Origin of the sequence: Pseudomonas sp. B21-021, from assembly GCF_024749205.1 — a bacterium.
GTDB classification, from domain to species: domain Bacteria; phylum Pseudomonadota; class Gammaproteobacteria; order Pseudomonadales; family Pseudomonadaceae; genus Aquipseudomonas; species Aquipseudomonas paraglycinae.
Genome location: NZ_CP087192.1, coordinates 837,948 through 857,114, shown reverse-complemented (window position 1 = coordinate 857,114; position 19,167 = coordinate 837,948). Strand labels below are relative to the sequence as shown.

The 19,167-nt window shown below is 61.1% G+C and carries 18 protein-coding genes; 7 read left to right on the top strand and 11 right to left on the bottom strand.

Features of this window, described 5'->3' with window-relative positions; translation table 11 throughout:
* The first annotated feature begins 34 nt into the window (after positions 1 to 34).
* On the top strand, positions 35 to 349 hold the full coding sequence (locus tag LOY31_RS03690; protein WP_085608002.1) for a putative quinol monooxygenase: 315 nt from the start codon (positions 35 to 37) through the stop codon (positions 347 to 349).
* On the opposite strand, the gene LOY31_RS03685 is transcribed toward LOY31_RS03690, so the two are convergent.
* Positions 339 to 1,103, bottom strand: a complete 765-nt coding sequence (locus LOY31_RS03685; protein ID WP_258712855.1) for a sulfite exporter TauE/SafE family protein — start codon at positions 1,101 to 1,103, stop codon at positions 339 to 341. The two genes, LOY31_RS03690 and LOY31_RS03685, sit on opposite strands and share 11 nt — an antisense overlap.
* A gap of 230 nt (positions 1,104 to 1,333) precedes the next feature.
* On the opposite strand from LOY31_RS03685, the gene LOY31_RS03680 reads away from it, so the two are divergent.
* The 5 genes from LOY31_RS03680 (at position 1,334) to LOY31_RS03660 (ending at position 4,253) form a co-directional block, all read left to right on the top strand.
* The gene (locus LOY31_RS03680) at positions 1,334 to 2,215 is read left to right on the top strand and encodes a LysR substrate-binding domain-containing protein (protein WP_258712854.1); all 882 of its coding nucleotides are present in this window, start codon (positions 1,334 to 1,336) and stop codon (positions 2,213 to 2,215) included.
* Positions 2,216 to 2,260: 45 nt separating this feature from the next.
* Positions 2,261 to 2,836, top strand: coding sequence for an NAD(P)H-dependent oxidoreductase (locus LOY31_RS03675; protein ID WP_258712853.1), 576 nt, complete (start codon positions 2,261 to 2,263; stop codon positions 2,834 to 2,836).
* 51 nt (positions 2,837 to 2,887) lie between these two features.
* Positions 2,888 to 3,265, top strand: coding sequence for a MerR family transcriptional regulator (locus LOY31_RS03670; RefSeq protein WP_258712852.1), 378 nt, complete (start codon positions 2,888 to 2,890; stop codon positions 3,263 to 3,265).
* A 146-nt stretch (positions 3,266 to 3,411) separates the two neighbouring features.
* Positions 3,412 to 3,921 (top strand): flavin reductase, encoded by a 510-nt coding sequence (locus tag LOY31_RS03665; RefSeq protein ID WP_007953834.1) that lies wholly within the window; start codon positions 3,412 to 3,414, stop codon positions 3,919 to 3,921.
* A gap of 56 nt (positions 3,922 to 3,977) precedes the next feature.
* The gene (locus LOY31_RS03660) at positions 3,978 to 4,253 is read left to right on the top strand and encodes a LysR family transcriptional regulator (protein WP_007953837.1); all 276 of its coding nucleotides are present in this window, start codon (positions 3,978 to 3,980) and stop codon (positions 4,251 to 4,253) included.
* A 51-nt stretch (positions 4,254 to 4,304) separates the two neighbouring features.
* On the opposite strand, the gene LOY31_RS03655 is transcribed toward LOY31_RS03660, so the two are convergent.
* The 7 genes from LOY31_RS03655 to LOY31_RS03625 all read right to left on the bottom strand — a co-directional run bounded on the left by LOY31_RS03655 (position 4,305) and on the right by LOY31_RS03625 (position 13,596).
* Positions 4,305 to 4,862 carry a chorismate lyase gene (locus tag LOY31_RS03655; RefSeq protein ID WP_258712851.1) on the bottom strand — a complete coding sequence of 186 codons (558 nt, stop codon included), beginning with the start codon at positions 4,860 to 4,862 and terminating at the stop codon, positions 4,305 to 4,307.
* A 74-nt stretch (positions 4,863 to 4,936) separates the two neighbouring features.
* On the bottom strand, positions 4,937 to 5,302 hold the full coding sequence (locus LOY31_RS03650; protein WP_007953843.1) for a helix-turn-helix transcriptional regulator: 366 nt from the start codon (positions 5,300 to 5,302) through the stop codon (positions 4,937 to 4,939).
* A 129-nt stretch (positions 5,303 to 5,431) separates the two neighbouring features.
* On the bottom strand, positions 5,432 to 6,883 hold the full coding sequence (locus LOY31_RS03645) for an efflux transporter outer membrane subunit (RefSeq protein WP_258712850.1): 1,452 nt from the start codon (positions 6,881 to 6,883) through the stop codon (positions 5,432 to 5,434).
* Between the two features lie 9 nt (positions 6,884 to 6,892).
* Positions 6,893 to 9,970, bottom strand: coding sequence for a MexW/MexI family multidrug efflux RND transporter permease subunit (locus LOY31_RS03640; RefSeq protein ID WP_258712849.1), 3,078 nt, complete (start codon positions 9,968 to 9,970; stop codon positions 6,893 to 6,895).
* Positions 9,967 to 11,067, bottom strand: a complete 1,101-nt coding sequence (locus LOY31_RS03635; RefSeq protein ID WP_085607993.1) for an efflux RND transporter periplasmic adaptor subunit — start codon at positions 11,065 to 11,067, stop codon at positions 9,967 to 9,969. Before LOY31_RS03635 ends, LOY31_RS03640 begins: the two co-directional genes overlap by 4 nt.
* Before the next feature lie 135 nt (positions 11,068 to 11,202).
* A complete protein-coding gene (locus LOY31_RS03630) occupies positions 11,203 to 12,360 on the bottom strand; it encodes an oxidoreductase (protein WP_258712848.1) in 1,158 nt (385 codons plus the stop codon).
* A gap of 231 nt (positions 12,361 to 12,591) precedes the next feature.
* Positions 12,592 to 13,596, bottom strand: coding sequence for an NAD(P)-dependent oxidoreductase (locus LOY31_RS03625; RefSeq protein ID WP_258712847.1), 1,005 nt, complete (start codon positions 13,594 to 13,596; stop codon positions 12,592 to 12,594).
* Between the two features lie 26 nt (positions 13,597 to 13,622).
* Between LOY31_RS03625 and LOY31_RS03620 the strand changes: the two genes are divergently transcribed.
* Positions 13,623 to 14,768 carry an LLM class flavin-dependent oxidoreductase gene (locus LOY31_RS03620; RefSeq protein ID WP_258712846.1) on the top strand — a complete coding sequence of 382 codons (1,146 nt, stop codon included), beginning with the start codon at positions 13,623 to 13,625 and terminating at the stop codon, positions 14,766 to 14,768.
* A 108-nt stretch (positions 14,769 to 14,876) separates the two neighbouring features.
* Here LOY31_RS03620 and rfbA read toward each other — a convergent pair whose 3' ends face one another.
* Genes rfbA through LOY31_RS03605 form a run of 3 tightly spaced genes read right to left on the bottom strand, consistent with a single transcriptional unit; the run spans position 14,877 to position 19,157 of the window.
* Complete coding sequence (gene rfbA / locus LOY31_RS03615; RefSeq protein WP_258712845.1) at positions 14,877 to 15,800, bottom strand: glucose-1-phosphate thymidylyltransferase RfbA; 924 nt, start codon at positions 15,798 to 15,800, stop codon at positions 14,877 to 14,879.
* A gap of 42 nt (positions 15,801 to 15,842) precedes the next feature.
* The gene (rfbB, locus tag LOY31_RS03610; protein WP_258712844.1) at positions 15,843 to 16,925 is read right to left on the bottom strand and encodes a dTDP-glucose 4,6-dehydratase; all 1,083 of its coding nucleotides are present in this window, start codon (positions 16,923 to 16,925) and stop codon (positions 15,843 to 15,845) included.
* A 54-nt stretch (positions 16,926 to 16,979) separates the two neighbouring features.
* Positions 16,980 to 19,157 carry a prenyltransferase/squalene oxidase repeat-containing protein gene (locus LOY31_RS03605; protein ID WP_258712843.1) on the bottom strand — a complete coding sequence of 726 codons (2,178 nt, stop codon included), beginning with the start codon at positions 19,155 to 19,157 and terminating at the stop codon, positions 16,980 to 16,982.
* Between the last annotated feature and the right edge of the window lie 10 nt (positions 19,158 to 19,167).

The window sequence follows — 19,167 nt, the reverse complement described above, 5'->3', positions numbered from 1 at the left end:
GACCGCCATCTAAATCTGAATGGAGTTTTTTGCGATGAGCGAACGCCAGGGTTTCATCCTGCACGCCAAGACCCGCCCGGAAAAAGCCGAGGCCTTCGAAGCATTTTTCCGCGCCTATGTCGAACCGAGCCGCGCCGAACCCGGCTGCATCGAGTACCACATGCTGCGCGACAAGGAAGACCCGAGCCTGTTCATTTTCTACGAGATCTGGGAAAGCCAGGCGCATCTGGACGTGCACTCGAACCTGCCGCACATGCAGCAATTCCTGGCCCAGCGCATGGAGTATCTGGAGCGGGATTTCGATATCCGCCCGATTGAAATGCTCAGCGATTCGTCCGCTAGCCGCTGATCAGCAGATGGGCGCCGAGCGCGCCCAGACCAATGAAGAACACCCGCTTGAACAGCACGGCGCTGATGCGCTGACGCAGCCATTGGCCGAGCAACATCCCGAGCACCGCCGGGATCAGCGCCAGTAGCGAGGCGCTCAACTCCGCGCCACCGAGCGACCCGCGCCAGAGCAATCCACCGGCCAGTGCCAGGGTCGACACGCTGAAGGACAGGCCCAGCGCCTGCACCAGCTCATCGCGGCTCAAGCCCAGGGCCTGCATGTACGGAACGGCGGGAATCACGAACACACCGGTGGCCGAAGTAATGACGCCGGTGATCACGCCACACAGCGGACCGAGCCACGGTTCATGGCGGCGACTGACACTCAGCGTCGGCAGGAACAATCCGCTCAGCGCATAGAGCAACAGCGCCGCGCCGAGCCCGCGCACGACCCAATGCCCGCCCGCCATGCCGATCCACAAAGTGCCCATGGCCGTGCCGAGAAAGATCGCCAGCAGCATCGGCCACAAGCGTTTCACCAATCCCCGCAAGTGCCCGCCGAACGCCAGTTGCCAGACGTTGGTGAGGGTCGCTGGAATGATCAGCAACGCCGCAGCCTGCGACGGTGCCATAGCCAGACCGAGCAAACCCATGGCAACGGTGGGCAGGCCGAGACCGATCACGCCTTTGATCAGACCGGCGACGACGAAGGTCGAAATCACCAGCAATGAAAGGGCCAGACCGAGGTTTTGATAGAAATCTGCGAGTGCGTTCATCGCCACACTTTGCGCCTGCGCGGGTGAACTGAAAATCTGTCATACACTGAGGCAGCCTCTACCTGTACAAGAGGCTTGTAAATTCTTCGCGGCCACTGGCCTCTTCGCGGGCAAGCCCGCTCCCACAGTGTTTGTGTTGTACGCAGAACTTGTGTTCGACATCGGACCTGTGGGAGCGGGCTTGCCCGCGAAGGCGTCAGGACTGACACCACTGATATTGAGGCTGTCCCATGCACTTCGACCTCACCGACCTGCGCCTGTACCTGCACATCATCGACAGCGGCAACATCACCGCCGGCGCCGCTCGCAGTCATCTGTCGCTGGCGGCGGCCAGTGCGAGGATCCGGGCGATGGAAGCTTCGTTGGGCACCGAGTTTCTTGAGCGCGGGCGCCGTGGCGTTACGCCTACACCGGCCGGCAAAGCCCTGGCGCAACATGCGCGGGTGTTGCTGCAACAGGCCGAACGCCTGCAACAGGATCTGGCCGAATACGCGCGCGGCGTCAAAGGCCAGGTGCGTCTGCTGTGCAACACCACGGCGCTCAGCGAATACCTGCCGGAGGTGCTGGCGGATTTCCTGCGCGAGCACCCAAACCTCGACATTGATCTGCAGGAATTGCCCAGTGCCCGCATCACCCATGCCTTGCGTCAGGGCGCGGCGGATCTGGGCATTGTGTCCGACGCGATCGACACCACCGACTTGCAGACCCGAGCCTTTCGCGATGATCCGCTGATGCTGATTCTGCCGCTGGAACACCCACTGTCTGACGCGACCGAAGTCAGCTTCAGCGACGCCCTGCGCCACGACTTTGTCGGGCTGCACGTCGACAGTGCTCTGGCGGTGTACCTGGAAGAACAGGCACTGCACAGCGGCTCGCGGATGCAGATCCGTATCCGCGCCGATGGTTTCGACGGGGTGATGCGCATGGTGGCCCGCGGTGCCGGTCTGGGCATCGTGCCGCTGGCGGCGGTTCAGCGTGCCGCGCCGCAAGCCTTCAAGACCCTGCCGATGAATGAAGGCTGGGCCAGGCGCAAACTGTTGCTGTGCGCCCGCGACTTCGCCGCCCTCCCCACCTATGCCCGCGCCCTGCTCGACACCTTGACTCTGCCCTGAGGGGCAGACTTTACCCTTGGGGTTTCTTCCTCAGGGGCATTCATGATGGGCAAGCGGATTTTGTTGATTCTCGGCCATCCATCCAGCGAAAGTTTTTGCGCGGCACTGGCCGGACGCTACGCACAGTCAGCTCGCGCGGCAGGGCACGAAGTACGGGAAATCGCCCTCGGCCAGCTCGATTTCGATCCGATCCTGCGCAAAGGTTACCGTCAGGTTCAGACCCTTGAACCGGATCTGCTCCAGGCCCAGGCCGACCTGCTGTGGGCCGAACACCTGACGCTGGTGTACCCGATCTGGTGGGGCGGGATTCCGGCGCTGCTCAAAGGTTTTTTCGACCGGGTCCTGCTCCCCGGCTTCGCTTTCAAGTACCGCCAGGGCAAAGCGTTCCCCGACAAACTCCTGCATGGTCGCAGCGCCCACCTGCTGGTCACTATGGACACCCCGCCCTGGTATTACCGCTGGATCTATCGCATGCCCGGCCTGCACGAGGTGCGCAAAAACACGTTGGCGTTCTGCGGTATCGAACCACGCCGGACACTGACCTTCGGGCCGGTGCTCGGCGCCAGCGACCATCAGCGCGAAACCTGGCTGAAGCAGGCCGGATCGATTGCCCGCCATTGAGTTTTCCGCTATTGCTGCTCGGGCCCGCTGACGGAGAAAAGGGATTTGCACATGTACATCGGCCAGGCCGCACAGCGTTCGGGAACCACGATCAAGACCATCCGCCATTACGAGTCGATCGGCCTGCTGCCCGAGGCCCCGCGCCAGGGCAAATACCGGGTCTACGACCCGCAGACGGTCGAACTGCTGAGCTTTATCAAATGCGCGCAGGCGCTGGGTTTTCGCCTCAGGGAATTGCAGGCGATCTTCGCCGGCCAACCGGAATTGTCACCCTACGAAAAAGCCCGCCGCGCGATTGCCGACAAGCAAAAGGAAATCGCGGCGCAGCTGCTGAAACTCACCCGACAGCAAGAGGAATTGAGCACGCTGGAGGCCAGCCTTGAACAGGCGCAACAGCAATGCCTGTCGAGCGTATCGACCGCAAAATAAGCACAAGGAATAGCTTGCAAGGTACGTATACATACGTACTATATCGCCAGAGCGAACGTGTTGCCCGATACCCGTTTTCGCACAACGACAACGGACAAGGAAGAACGGATCGGCTCCATTAAACCTACATGGAATGAGGTGACGCGATGGTTGATTCAACGGAGTTTCGTAATGCAATGGCGATGCTGGGGAGTGCCGTCACCATCGTCACGACCGATGGCCCTGCGGGGCGTTTCGGCTTTACCGCGTCGGCGGTGTGCAGCGTGACGGATTCACCGCCCACGCTGCTGGTGTGCGTCAATCGCTCGTCGTCCAATCACGAGCATTTCAAGACCAATGGCGTGCTGTGCGTGAACGTCCTGACCGGTGATCACCAGTCAACGTCCGGCGCGTTTGCGAATCGGCAGTTGAGCATGCAGGAGCGTTTTTCCAGCGTGAATTGCCAGACCCTCAAGACCGGCTCGCCGGTGATCGAAGAGGCGCTGGTCAGCCTCGATTGCCGGGTCAGCAAGGTCGACGAGGTCGGCACTCACAGCATCTTCTACTGTGAAATCCTCGAGCTGCAGCAACACAGCGAGGCCACGGAAGGCCTGGTCTATTTCAACCGCAGTTACTACCGTCTGAACGACGAACTGCGCCTGGCACCCGAGCAGTGATCCAGACACCCGCCGGCCTCGGCTAAAGGTCGGCGGGTTATGACAGGGATGTAACCATGCTATTCAATGAAGACAACTTCGCGGATATCGACCTGAACCTGATCATCATTTTCCTGGTGCTGTTCCGCGAACGCAGCGTGTCACGCACGGCCGAGCGCTTGCACGTCAAACAACCCGCCATCAGCGGATCGCTGGCACGGCTGCGCAAGCGGTTCGATGATCCTCTGTTCCTACGGTCATCCAGAACCATGCGCCCGACCTCGAAAGCCGAGCAACTGGCGCAGGCGCTGACGCCGGCCATCAAGCAGATCGAAGCGGTGATCCGGCTCTGAAATACCGGCGAAAAAAAACCTGCGGGCGTTCACTCCCGCAGGTTTTTTTCATCAGGCCGACTTGAGCGCCTGAGCGTACTCGACCCGTGCCCAGAACGCCGGCAGAAAGCACTCGCTGACCAGCAGCGCCGAACCATTGCGGGTGAAACGCGATCGCCGGGCCAGCAGACGTTTGGCCTGTGGTGCGAAGCGGTAGGACAGCGCCGCCAACGGTGCGCCGGGGGACAGCAAGGCGCACTGGAAAGGCTCGCGCAGGGTCTGCTCCGACGTGTAGAGAATCTCGGCCAGCGGTCGACGACCATAGCCGTTCAGATCCGCCCAGTCGCCATTCAGCGCCGGCACGCTGGTCAGGCTGCGCGCGGTGACGCAGGCCTCGCCATCGAGCTTCATCACCACTTCGCGCACCCAACCAATGGTGTTTGGCGGAACGTTCAGCGCTTGCGCTTCTTCAGGATTGAGCGGGCCATGGGACTGCTCGACGACTTCGATTGAATAATCGCCCATGGCTTTCAGACGTGGGGTCAATGCCCCGGGCAAAAACAGCCAGTGATGCTCGGAGCCGGTCAATTCCGACAGCGGTCGCGATGACCAGTAATGACTTGTATCCATACCCGCTCACACCTTCCTGGTGATGGTGAATTGTTGGTTGCCGTGGAAGGCCAACCCTTCACCGGCGGTGTCTGTCACTCGGCTCCGTTTTCTTCGGTCACTTCGTGTTTGCTGATGACGCTGATGGTCTGTTCATCGGTCTTGACCGCCGACAGCAGCGAGTCGAGCAATCCCGGAAAACGCACGTCCATGTCTTCACGACGCAGGGACAGCAGGTTTTCCCGACCGTAAGGGCGCTGCCAAATCAGGCCGCTGTCGCGCAGTACCCGCCAGTGGTGGGTCATGGTCGACTTCGATGCGCCCTTGAGGATCCGGCCGCATGGATGTTCCTGGCCATCGGACAACACTTTCAACACGGTCAGGCGTAGCGGGCTTCCCAATGCGTTCAGCACATTTTCCAGAAGGATCTGATCCTGATTGGGATGATTCGGGACGTTCATAGGTAGGTACCCTTGATGATATAGGCGGGAAAAATCCGGCTTGTATTCGTCTATACGAGAACAGTAAGACTATACACAAGATGCTTTTTCCCCGCGACAGCCGCCCCGAAGGCGGCGTCCCGGAAAACACTACAAATTGCTGCCCTGCGCTGTCTCCAGCGCGGGCGCCTGGAACCCGCCGCCCAGCGCCGCCATCAACGAAACCGAGCTGTCGATGTGCTTGCTGTTGAGGAAGGCCAGGCGCATTTCGTCCTGGATCAATTGCTGCTCGATGTTCAGCGCATCGAGGAACGTGTCCTCCCCGGCCTTGTAGCGCGACTGCGACAGATCGTAAGACGACTGCGCAATCGAACAGGCATCGCGCTGCACGACGATTTGCTGCTCGAACGAACGCAGCTGCGTCACCGAAATCGCCACCTCGTGCAGGGCCGAATTCAACACCCGGTTGTACTGCGCGATAGAGCTGTCGAGTTCAGCGTTGCCGGCCTTCAGATCGGAGCGCAGACGCCCGGCATCGAAGATCGGCAGCGACACCGTTGGCGCCACATTCCAGAACTTGCTGACCCCGGCGAACAGCGCATCACCGGTCAGCGCATGGGAACCCGCCGCCGCCACCAGATTGATGTTCGGGTAGAACGTGGTCTTCACTGCCTCGACGTTCTTGGTCTCGGCCTCCACGCGCCAACGCGCAGCGACGATGTCCGGACGACGGCCCAATAGTTGAGCCGGCAACTGCGCCGGCAATGCCACCACGCTCGCTTGCAGATTCGATGGCCGCTCAAGCGTGTGCGCACGATCAACGCCCTTGCCGATCAGCGCCGACAGTTGAAGACGAGCAATTTCGATGTCTTCGTTGGCGCCGATCAGGGTCGATTCCGAACGCGCCTTGAGGCTCTGCACCTGCTTGAGTTGCGACAAGTTGTCGAGCCCCGAGCCATAGCGTGAATCCGTCAGATCCACCAGTTTGCTCAGGCGTTCGAGATCCCGTTGATTGAGCTCCGAGACCTGCCACGCATACGACAACTGGTTGTAAGCCTTGACCACGTTTGTCGCCAGAATCAGCCGCGACGATTGCAGATCGACTTCCGCCGCTCGTGCGCTGTTGAGCGCCGATTCCCACGCGGCACGCTGGCCGCCCCAAAGATCGAAGGTGTAGCTGAAATTCACCGCCAGATTGCGTGCGGTGAAGTACTTGTGGCCCTCGCCGCTGTAGTCCTCGAAGCGTGACAGCCGACCGCGAGTGACACCCGCCGACGCGTCCATTTCGGGATAGCGTTCGGCATCGCGCAGGTCGAGAAATGCGTTGGCCTTTGCGACCCGCGCAGCGACTTCCTGCAGGTCCGGATTGCTCGCGTACGCTTCTTCGATCAATGCGCCCAGTCGCGGATCACCCAGCGATCTCCACCAGTCCGCACGCGGCCATTGGGCCGGTGGCAGCTTGTCTTTCAGGCTGTCGGACGGCGCATCGCCGACCGCCAGCAATTTGCCCTGATGATCGATCCCGGCGTAGTTCACACAACCCGCCGCCAACAGGATGGACGCCGCCAGCGGCGCCAGCATCAAACGTGTAATCGAATGCATGTCACGTCCTCACAGGATGGGTTGCGGCACACCGGCCGGTTCGGCTTCGGGTGCGTGGCTCGGTTGCTTGATCGAACTGAGCAGCGTGTACACCGACGGCAGAATGAACAGGGTGAACAAGGTGCCGATCAGCATCCCCACCACAATCACCAGGCCCAGGCCGAAGCGGCTGTTGGCGCCGGCACCGCTGGCGAACAACAGGGGCGCGAGGCCGACCACCATCGCCGCAGTGGTCATCAGGATCGGCCGCAGACGCACCTGCGCGGCGTGCTGGATCGCTTGCACGCGGTCCATGCCTTGCTGGCGCTGCAACTCGTTGGCGAACGCGACCATCAGGATCCCGTGCTTACTGATCAGACCGATCAGCGTGATCAGGCCGATCTGGGTGTAGATGTTCATTGAGGTCATGCCCAGCGCCAGCGGTACAAGGGCTCCGCAGATCGACAGCGGCACGCTGATCAGGATGATGAACGGGTCGCGGAAGCTCTCGTATTGCACGCTCAGCACCAGGTAGATGATCACTAGGGCCAGGCCGAAGGTGAACGCCAGGCTGTTGCCTTCCTGCACGTATTGGCGGGCGTCGGACTGCCAGTCGAAACTGAAGCCGGCCGGGAAGCCTTCCGATTGTTTTTGCAGGAAGCCCACCGCATCACCCAGCGTCACGCCCGGCGCCGGAATGGCCTGGAACGTGGCGGAGTTCTGCTGGTTGAACTGGGTCAGGCGGTTCGGCTCGACCTTGACGCTGAGGGTGGCCAGCGTCGACAGCGGCACCGGATTGCCCTTCTGATCCTTCACGTAGTACAGCTTCAGGGTTTCCGGGGTCAGGCGATCCGCCGACACCGACTGCGGAATCACGTCGTAGGAACGGCCGTGGAACGAGAACCGGTTGACGTACTTCTCGCCGATCAGGCTGTTGAGCGTCTCGCCGATGTCCTGCATGCGGATGCCCAGGGCGTTGGCCTTGGCCCGGTCGACCTGGATTTCCACCACCGGGTTGTTGAAGTCCAGATCACTGTCGACCACCGCGAACAGACCACTGGCTTGCGCCGCCTGCTTGAGCTGATCCATCACGTTGTACAGCGCCAGATATTCCTGATCGCTACGGATCACCATCTGCACCGGCAGGCCACCGGTGGAGCCCGGCAGCGGCGGCATCTGGAACACGAAAATGCTCGTGCCTTCGATCTGGTTCACCCGCGCCTGCAAGTCAGGCTGGATGGTGTTGGCATCGCGACCGCGTTTTTCCCAGTCCACCAGATTGATCCCGCCGACGCTGTTGGACAGACCGTCGGAACCGTTCGCCACCCAGTTGCTGTAACCCTCGGAGATTTCGTTGAAGGTCTTGTACAGCTCGTGGGCGTAGGCTTCGAGGTAATTCAGGTTGGCGTGCTGCGGTGCCTTGATCGCGGTCAGCAGAATGTTCTGGTCTTCCAGCGGCGCCAGTTCGGTCTGCGCCGAGCGATAGAGGAACGGCAGGCTGAAGAAGATCACCAGCGCCACGCTCAGGCTGATCCAGCGTCGTGCCAGCGAACCGCCGAGCAGCGCGCCATAACGACGGGACAGGTACTGGAAGAAACGATCCGCCTTAACGGCCATGAAACCTTCGCTGGTTTTCGCGTCCAGCAGGCGGGTACTCATGATCGGCGACAGGGTCAGGGCGACGATGCCGGAGATCACCACGGCGCCGGCCAGGGTCAGTGCGAACTCCTTGAACAGCGTGCCGGTGAGGCCGCCCATCAAACCGATCGGCGCGTACACCGCCGCCAGGGTGAAGGTCATCGCTACGACTGGCCCGGCCACTTCACGGGCGCCGATCAGCGCAGCGTCGAACGGCGTCTTGCCCTCTTCGATGTGACGGTGGACGTTTTCCACCACCACGATGGCGTCGTCCACCACCAGCCCGATGGCGAGCACCATGGCGAGCAGGGTCAGCAGGTTGAGGCTGAAGCCGAACATCTGCATCAACATGGCCGCGCCGAGCATCGACAGCGGTATCGTCACCAGCGGAATCAGCACGGTGCGGAACGTGCCCAGGCACAGGTAAATCACCAGCACCACGATCACCAGCGCTTCGAGCAGGGTGTAGCTCACCTCGTCGATCGACGACTGAATGAAGTGCGCCACTTCGAACGGGATCTGCACGGTCACGCCCGGTGGCAGGGTTTCCTGAATCTGCGGCAGCAATTCGCGCACGCGTTTTACGATGACCAGCGGGTTGCCGGTCGGTGCCGCGTCCAGACCGAGGAACAGCGCCGGCACATCGCTCATCGCGCCGCTGGTGTCGGTGGAGGCTGCGTTCAGTTCCACAGTGCCGACGTCACGCACACGGATGATGTGGCCGTTGTCGTTGCGCAGCACCATGTCGCGGAAGTCTTCGACGCTGTTCAGGTCAGTGTTCACTCGCAGGTTGCTGACCACGTACAGGCCTTTGACCTGACCTGGTGCTGCCTGGAAGTTGTTGCCCTCGATGGCCGCCGAAACGTCCTGCCCGGTCATGCCGTAACCGGCCAGACGCTGCGGGTCGAGCCACAGGCGCATGGACAGTTTCTGCTCGCCCATGATGTTGATCTTGGCCACGCCTTCGATGCCGGCGAACATCGGTTCGACGACGCGGGAGATGTAATCCGACATCTCCGGAATGGTCAGGTTGGAGCTGGCGAACGCGACGTAGGCCACGCTGGTGAAGCCGCCGGAAGTGCGTTCCACCACCGGGTCGTACGCGTCCTTCGGCAAGCGGTATTTGATCTGGTTGACCTTGGCCATGACCTCGGTCAGCGCCGCGATCGAGTCACTGTTCAGTGCCATGCGGATCGTCACCTGGCTGCGACCCTGGGTCGAAGTCGACGACAGATAGTCGATGCCCTCGACCGAGGCCACGGCCTGGCTGATCGGTTGGGTGACGAAGCCTTGCATCAGTTCCGAAGAAGCGCCGGGATACTGGGTCGTGACCGTGATGGTCGATGTTTCCAGCATCGGGTACTGGCGGATCGGCAAGTTCATCAGCGCGCGTACCCCGAACAGCAGGATCAGCGTGCTGACCACCACGGCCAGCACCGGGCGGCGAAGAAAGAGGTCGGTGAAATTCATTTTTCCAGCCCACTGAGTTTAAGAGCAATCGTGTCCGGGACACCTTCCACCGCCACGCCGTCGTGGAGCTTGAGCTGGCCGGACGTCACCACTTGCACGCCTTCGGTCAGGCCCTTGTCGACCACCGCCCAGCCATCGCGGCGCTCGCCGACCTTGATGCTTTCGCGCTTGACCTTCTGCACCCCGGCCTCGTCGGTGTAGACCGAGAACACGCTCTCGCCGTAGGCGTTGTAGGTGATCGCGGTTTCCGGAATCAGCAGCTCGGCGGTCTGCGGCAGGGTCACCGAGACCCGTGCATACATGCCGGGACGCAGGCGTTTTTGCGTGTCGGTGATGACCGCTTGAACGTTGATGGTGTGAGACTGGTTGATCTGCGGATCGACCGCGACGATCTTGCCGGCGAAGGTCACATCACCCCAGGCATCGACCTTGGCCTGCACGGTCTGGCCCAGTTGCACTTGCGAGCCATCGCGCTCGGCGAGGGTGAAGTTGACGCGCAGCACGCCCGGATCGGTCAGGGTTGCCACCGCGCTGCCGGCCTGCAGGTATTGGCCCAGGTGCGCCTGGCGAATGCCGAGGGTGCCGGCGAACGGCGCACGAATGTGCCGTTGGGCGATCTGCGCCTGCATGCGCTCCATGTCGCCTTTGGCCGCGTCGTATTGAGCGCGGGCACTGTCGAAGGCGCGACGGCTTTCGGCGCCGGTCTTGGCCAGTTCCTGGACCCGGGCGAACTGGGCCTTGGCCGATTCGTACTCGCCTTTCAGGCGCACCAGTTCGCCTTGCTCCGGCGCGTCGTTGAGCTTGAGCAGCACCTGCCCCGCCTTCACTTCATCACCGGACTCGAAATCGATGTCCACCACTTTGCCGCTGACTTCAGCCGACACCAGCACCTGACGCTGGGCTTCGAGTTTGCCGATGGCTTCGAGGTAGTAGGTGTAGGGTTGTTTCTTGACCACGGCCAGACCGACCCGGGTGCTGGGGATCCGTTGCTCGGCCGCCGCCGGTGGCGGCGACCAGAAACGCCAGCCCAGTGCAGCGGATAACACCACCACAAGAATAATAAAGATCAGCGACTTGATAATGTTTCGAGCAAGCATGTGGCACTCCCTTGACTCTTTGCTGCGAGCACAAAAGTTTGAGTTTTAAGAAAATAAAGGTGCAACTTAAGGCGGGCGCGTTATCGATCCCTGTGAACTTTCACTTGTAAACGCGCCCGCTTTATTTATCCGCTGTTACGCCGCGGCCAGTACGTTGGTTTTATCCAGGTAATACTTGCCGATACCGTGCAAGTTCAAAGGCGACAGGGTGAAGTGCTTCGAACCGGTGTGGATATCGCGGAAGCAACGCTCCAGGAAGTGCGACTTGTAGACGGCTTTGGAACCGGCCATCGAGTAGATCTGGTTGACCGCATTGACCGAGTTCTCGGTCAGCACCGAGGCTGCCAGACCGACACGGGCGCTGACCGGTTCGCCGACGGTTTCACCACGGTTGATGACCTGGTGGATCGCATCTTCCAGCAGCAGTTGTGCGGTATGCACCGAGGAGATGGCTCGACCGGTCTTCTCGAAGATCACCCCTTCCAGACCCGGATCGGTGTTCACGGCGCGGTCATTGCGGAAATGATCGACCGCAGCGCGGGCCACGCCCAGTACGGTGGACATCGCCGCCAGGGTGCCGAACTCGTAGTAACCGGTGGCATAGGCCCGGGAGCTGCGTGCTTCGGGGGATTGCTTGAGGGTCTCGACGTCCAGCGAGAAGGACTTGTGGACGATCACGCTGGAGCACTGGAAGTGATGGCTGCCGGTGCCGCGCATGCCCAGGGTGTCCCAGGTCGGCAGGATGGTGCATTGGCTGGCGGGCACGAAGAACATCCGCACTTCGGGAGTAGTGTTGTTTTCGGTGCCCTTGACCGTGGCGGTGCAGACCAGCCAGTCGGCGTGGGCCGAGCCACTGGCGAACGCCCATTTGCCGCTCAGCAGGTACTCGTCGCCCATCGGCAGCGCTTCGCCGCCGGAGTGGATGGCGCCGATCACGAAACCGTCGCAGTGGTTGTAGATCGCTTCGGAGGTGGCTTCCGGCAAGTAATCCGACAGGCGCCCCATCGCCACTTGCACCGCCAGCTGCCAGGACAGCGAAGCGTCAAACCGGGCGAATTCCAGCAGCAGGGCCGAGGTGGTCTGGATATCGACCTGAGACCCGCCGAACGCCTTGGACACCGAGGTGCGGCCAAAACCCTCCTGGAAGAATCGGAACATCACATCCTTGTGCGTCGCATTGGTCTGCTCGCTGTAATCGCGGTGCTGAATAATCAGCGGATTGAGTGCACGCACCTTCTCGAGCCATTCATTGGATTCGGAGGGAAGGCTGTTCCATTGCATTAGATTTTTCATAACGGCTCCTAGCTATTATTTATTTACGATCAGCAGACGAAAAAACAGACAGAACTTTTTATTGTTGTTAAACCCCGATAAAAATGTACGTCTACAGTCGTACATTTGACAAGCACTATTATCAGACTTCTTTCATTTCCCAATAAAAGAGCAATCACTGTCCGACAATTACGCAAGGCGCAAGAGGCCAACGTAACTTGCGAACAAGTTACGTTGCTTGAATCTTTTTGCTTACTTCACGCCGGCGCGCCGGTCACTGACTTTCGACAGTGAGGCCCAGTCCTGATCGGCCTGACCATGGGCCATGCCGTCCAGCAGGTTGTCCTTCAACACGCTGGCAAACGGCAGCGGCACCTGGGCCGCTTCACCGGCCTCCAGCGCCAGGCGTACATCCTTGAGACCGAGCGACAATTTGAAACCGGCCGGCTCGAATGTTTCATCGACCATCAGCTTGCCGTAGCCCTGATAGAGCGGCACGGCGAACAGAGTCGAGGTGATCATTTCGATGAACGCCTCGCGACTGATGCCGTAACCGCCGGCCAGGGTCGAGGCTTCGGCCAGGGACTCGATTGCCGACGCGATCATCAGGTTGGCCGACAGTTTGGCGGCACAGGCCACTTCAGCCGTGTCGCCCAACGTCCAGGTCTTGCGCCCCAGCACGTCGAACAGCGGCTGAACCCGGGCCAGTGTTTCGGCGGGCCCGGAGGCGAGAATATTCAGATTGCCGGCAGCCGCCACATCGACCCGCCCCAGCACCGGTGCCGACACGTAACCGACGCCGCGTGCTTCATGCACGGCCGCCAGTTCTTTGGCCAGCGCCACCGATACGGTGGACATGTTGACGTGAACGCTGCCGGCCCGCAGACCGTCCAGCGCCTTGGCATCGAAGAACACCGAGCGGATCGCCGTGTCATCACCGAGCATCGAAATCAGCACCTCGGCCTGCGCTGCCAGTGCCGGTGTCTCGACAGCTTCGGCGCCGGCCGCAGCCAGTGCTTCCAGCGGTGCCGACGAACGATTCCACACGCGGACCCGATGCCCGGCTTTCAGCAGGTTCAGCACCATCGGTGCGCCCATCGTGCCCAGACCGATAAATCCCAGTTCCATGTCGCGTTCCTCTCTCGATGAGGTCTTCAAATCCATTTGTGCAATGACCCACGTTTGCGATTGTACGTGTACAGGCGTACATTTCAAGTGCCGCGATGATTCATTCTTCGCGGCAAGGGTTTCAAACACACCTTTACCCAAGGCAAGGAGGCTTTATGCAATTCGGGATCTACACCGTTGGCGACGTCACGCAAGACCCTACCAACGCCCGTACCCCCAGCGAATCCGAGCGCATCCAGGCCACCCTGCAAATTGCGCAGAAGGCCGAAGACATCGGACTGGACGTGTTCGCCACCGGCGAGCACCACAATCCTCCGTTCATCACCTCCTCTCCCACCACGCTGCTGGCCTACATCGCAGCCAAGACCCAACGCATCATTCTTTCGACCTCCACCACCCTGATCAGCACCAACGATCCGGTGCGTCTGGCCGAAGAATATTCGCTGCTGCAAAACCTCTGCGGCGGCCGCATGGACCTGATGCTCGGCCGGGGCAACACCGCGCCGGTCTATCCCTGGTTCGGCAAGAGCATCGCCGACGGCCTGCCACTGGCGATGGAAAATTATCGCCTGCTGCACCGGCTCTGGCGCGAAGAAGACCTCAACTGGAGCGGACGCTTTCGCACCCCGCTGAAAAACTTCACCTCGATCCCGCGGCCCCTCGATGACCTGCCGCCCTTCGTCTGGCACGGCTCGATCCGCACCCCGGAAATCGCCGAACAGGCGGCGTATTACGGTGACGGTTTTTTCGCCAGCCACATCCTCTGGCCCCGTGAGCATTTCATGGCGCTGGTCGAGTTCTACCGATCGCGGTTTGCCCATTACGGTCACGGTACGCCGGAGCAGGCGATCGTCGGTCTCGGCGGGCATATTTTCATGCGTCGCAACTCGCAGGATGCGCGCCGTGAATTCCGTCCCTACTTCGACAACGCCCCGGTGTACGGCCACGGTCCATCCCTGGAAGAGTTCATGGAAATGACCCCGCTGGCCGTCGGCAGCCCTCAGGAAATCATCGACAAAACCCTGACCTTCCGCGAGTACTTCGGCGACTATCAGCGCCAGCTGTTCCTGTTCGACCATGGCGGCATTCCGCTGAAGACCGTGCTGGAACAACTCGACATGTTCGGCAAGGAAGTGTTGCCGGTGCTGCGTGAAGAAACCCGCAAACGCCGCTCGCCGCTGGCGGCCGAAGCGCCGACGCACGCCAATCGCCTGGCCCGTTTGCACGAGTTGCAAACGCCACCCACCGATCCGCGCTCCGACGTGAAGGCCCCACGACACGATAGCGTGACCGGCCACTGAACCTGTGGGAGCGAGCTTGCTCGCGAAGGGGCCGTCACGTTCAACAGCATCATTGACTGATGGACCCCTTTCGCGAGCAAGCTCGCTCCCACATTGATCTCACAATGATCAGGCAGCGCCTTTCAACGGGCGCTGCGCATCCATCGCAACCACCACGTCATCGTTGATCAGTCGCGCCAGATACTGACCGTAACCGGTCTTGCTCATGCTGCACGCGTGCACCAGCAATTGCGCGTCGTCGATCCAGCCCTTGTTGTAGGCGATCTCTTCGAGGCAGGCGATTTTCAGACCCTGGCGTTTCTCGATGGCCTGGACGAAATTGCCCGCTTCCATCAATGCATCGTGGGTGCCGGTATCCAGCCACGCCATGCCACGGCCCATCACCGACACGTTCAGTTTTCCGCGTTGCAGGTAGACATTGTTGACGTCGGTAATTTCCAGCTCGCCGCGCGGCGACGGCTTGATGTCAGCGGCAATCTGCAGCACTTCGTTGTCGTAGAAATACAGGCCGGTGACCGCGTAGTTGGACTTCGGATCGCTCGGCTTTTCGCAGATGCTCAAGGCCTTGCCGGCAGCATCGAATTCCACCACGCCAAAGCGCTCGGGATCGGCCACGTAGTAACCGAACACTGTCGCGCCTTCATCACGAGACGCCGCTTGCAGCAGGGTTTCACCGAAGCCGGCGCCGTAGAAAATGTTGTCGCCGAGCACCAGGCAGACGTTGTCTTCACCGACGAATTCGCGACCGATGATGAACGCCTGCGCGAGGCCGTCCGGGCTCGGTTGTACCGCGTAGCTCAGGCTCAGGCCCAACTGGCTGCCGTCGCCGAGCATGCGCTGGAAGCCCGGCAGATCTTCCGGCGTGGAGATGATCAGGATCTCGCGGATTTCCGCCAGCATCAGCACCGACAGCGGGTAGTAGATCATCGGTTTGTCATACACCGGCAGCGACTGTTTCGAGACGCCCAGGGTGATCGGGTGCAGACGCGAACCGGCGCCGCCTGCCAGCAGAATTCCTTTGTACTTGGCCATGCTTTTTTCCTTTCAAGCAGTGAGATTTGAATGACTGAATGTTCAGGCCACGAGGGCTTCGTCGCGTTGCTCGCCGAGGCGCTCCAGTGCGTAGGCACCGGACATCACCCGCACCCACCAGGCGCGGTTATCCAAATACCAGTCGACGGTTTTCTGCATGCCGCTTTCGAAGGTTTCCTGCGGCGTCCAGCCCAGCGTCGCGTGGATTTTTCCGGCATCGACCGCGTAGCGTTTGTCGTGGCCCGGACGATCCTTGACGAAGGTGATCAGGTCGCGGAAGTGCGCAACACCCGCCGGTTTCTCCGCACCGCGCGCTTCGAGCAGGTCGCACAGGGTGTGCACCACTTCCAGGTTGGTCTTCTCGTTGTGGCCGCCGATGTTGTAGGTCTGCCCGACCTCACCGCGCGTGACCACCGCATACAAGGCGCGGGCGTGATCCTCGACGAACAGCCAGTCGCGAATCTGCGCACCATCGCCGTACACCGGCAACGGCTTGCCTTGCAGCGCATTGAGAATGACGTGTGGAATCAGTTTTTCCGGGAAGTGATACGGCCCGTAATTGTTTGAGCAATTGCTCATCACCACCGGCAGGCCGAAGGTGCGATGCCAGGCGCGGACCAGATGATCGGAACCGGCCTTGGTCGCCGAGTACGGCGAACTTGGCGCATACGGCGTACGCTCGGTGAACGCCGGATCTTCGGGCTCCAGGTCGCCATACACTTCATCGGTGGAAATGTGATGGAAACGGAACGCCGCCTGACGCGCCGCGTCCAGTCGGTTCCAGTAACCACGCGCCGCTTCGAGCATCGTGTAGGTGCCGACGATGTTGGTTTCGATGAAGGCTTGCGGGCCATCGATCGAGCGGTCCACATGGGACTCGGCGGCCAGGTGCATCACCGCATCCGGTTGCAGGCGCGTGAACAGTTCGTCCAGCGCTGGCTTGTCGCAGATGTCGACCTGGCAGAAACGGTAACGCGGCGAATCGGACACATCGGCCAGCGATTCAAGGTTGCCGGCGTAGGTCAGTTTGTCGACGTTGATCACTTCACATTCGGTCTCTTCAATCAGAAACCGCACCACGGCCGAGCCAATGAAGCCCGCGCCCCCTGTCACTAAAATTTTCATCAGCGCCTCCCCTGGCAAAATGATGACTTAACGTCCTTCGATGCTGTGTGCGGGTCAGTTCAACAACGCCACCCAGTATTGCGACAGCCCTTGTTCGAGAATCAGCAGCGTCTGGATGCAGACGAAGCTTTCGTCGGTGGTCGCCGAGGTCGCATTGAGCGGGCCGAATCCACCGTCCTGCTTCTGATGGGAAGCGATCCAGTCTTTCGATTCCTGCAAATACGTCGGCTGCGCGTCGAGCAGATACATCGCTGCGATGGCCATGTAAGTACCCACCAGGCTGACCGCTTTGCCCGGCCGGTAGTGGAACGAGCCGTTGGCAAGTTGCAGGCTCTGCAGCCAGGCGACGGTCTGTTCGGCATCGACGATGCGTCGGTTGAGAATGAACAGCGTCGACACCACGCGGTACACCGAAAACGCGTCCGGCGGATACCCGGGCTTATTGGCGAAACCGCCGTCGACCGAGCGGCAGCGCAAGGCAAACGCCATCACGCCCTGCTCGTCCGGCGCCTTGGCTTCAAGCGCATGTAGCGACAGCACCGCCAGATTGGTGTGCCAGATGTCCGAGCCGAAACCCGGTACATCGCCGAACCCGCCGTCCGGGTTCTGACACGCTTGCAGGTAACGCACGCAACCGCCGATATCGTTCGGCAAGGCGCCCAGCACTCGCAGCGACAACACCGCGCAGTAGGTGGCGAACACATCGCTCAGATGCCCCGGCTGCTCGGCGAATCCACCGTCGGTGTTTTGCGAGGCCCGGATGCAATCGATCAGGCTGGCCTTGTTTTCGATTTGCAGACCCAGCGCGTGCAAGTCCGAGATCACGTGCAACCCGGAAAACACCTGCCAGGTCTTGTCGGCACGGAAACCCAATGGCGCGGTTTCGGCGGTCAGCCCGTAAGGCGTTTCATTCGATGCCCGGGCCTTGGCCAGCCACGCCAGATAACGCTGCAGATCAACATTGATGGTCGGCACGCCATTCGGATGAATGCGCTGCACATCACCACCGCCATCGATCACTTGCAGCTCACGGTTTACCAACGCCGCATCGTCATGATGAGCAACGGCAGCGGCCGGCTCGATAGACTGCAAGGCGTGGGCCGCGGCGAGCTGGGTTTTCAGGCTTTTCAGGTGCAACGGCAGGTACGTCAGGTTGCCAATGCTGAAGATCCCCGGCTGACGCGGCGGCGCCCAGAACTGCCGAATGAACGGCACGGTCGGGTCATCCGGGGTCGACCAGAAATAGCCCTTGCCCATGAACAGACCGCCATTGCGGGCGTCATGAAACTCCAGCAACGCTGCCGTCACCGAAGCCCGATCCGCTTCGCTCGCGCCGGACGGCAAGGCCTGAATCGCCTGCAACAGCAACGCCACGTCGTAGGCGGTCTTGATCGGAAATGGCGACTCGTGATTTTTGTACGAGGTGTGCCAGTCGCAACGCACTTTGCCGTTGATCCCGACCCGATCCCAATACCCGCCGTACGCCGGATCGCGGAACAGCGCCAGGGTTTGCAGCAGGAACGAGCGGGCCACATTCGACAACGCATTGTCGTCGCGTGCATCAGCCAGTTGCGCCAGCACCAGGCTGACTTGAGCCCGCACACCGCAACGGGTCAGCGCCACATCGACACAGGATTGGCTGTCGCTGCCGGCCACCCGGCCGATCAGGTTTTCTGCATGAATCTGCAGATGCCCGACCAAGCCGAGACCCAACGGCTGATTGTCGATACGCGCCAGCAAGGCCGTGGCGCTGATGTCGAGATCGATCGAAGTCGCCAGTTCCAGCGGTGTCGACCAGTCGCTGCTGTACAGACCGGCAACCGTGGAGCGGGCGTAAAGCGCTTCGACCTTTACCAGCAGGCCGTGGATCGCGGCATTGTTCGCTGCGTCCTGCGGCACCCGGCGCTGATAGGCAATCAATGCCGCCAGCGCGTCCAGTTGCAGCGCCAGCGTGCGGCAGCGCCCGGAGCCGTGCGGCGTCCAGTAGCGGTCGGCCAGTTCGTGGAAACCGCCATTCGACGCATCATGCAAACGCATCAGCCCGTCATGGGCAAAACGCAGTTCGACATCGTCGCCGTGCTCGGCCTGATAGAGCGTCGCGGCGACCTGATCCTGCAACTGCTTGTCGCTGGAAATCGCAACCTCGCCACTGGCATCGGTCACGGCGAAAAAGCCGCCGTGGTCGATGTCTTTGAGGCCTTGATCAAATAGAAACTGCGGATGCAGTGACATGGTGAATCCC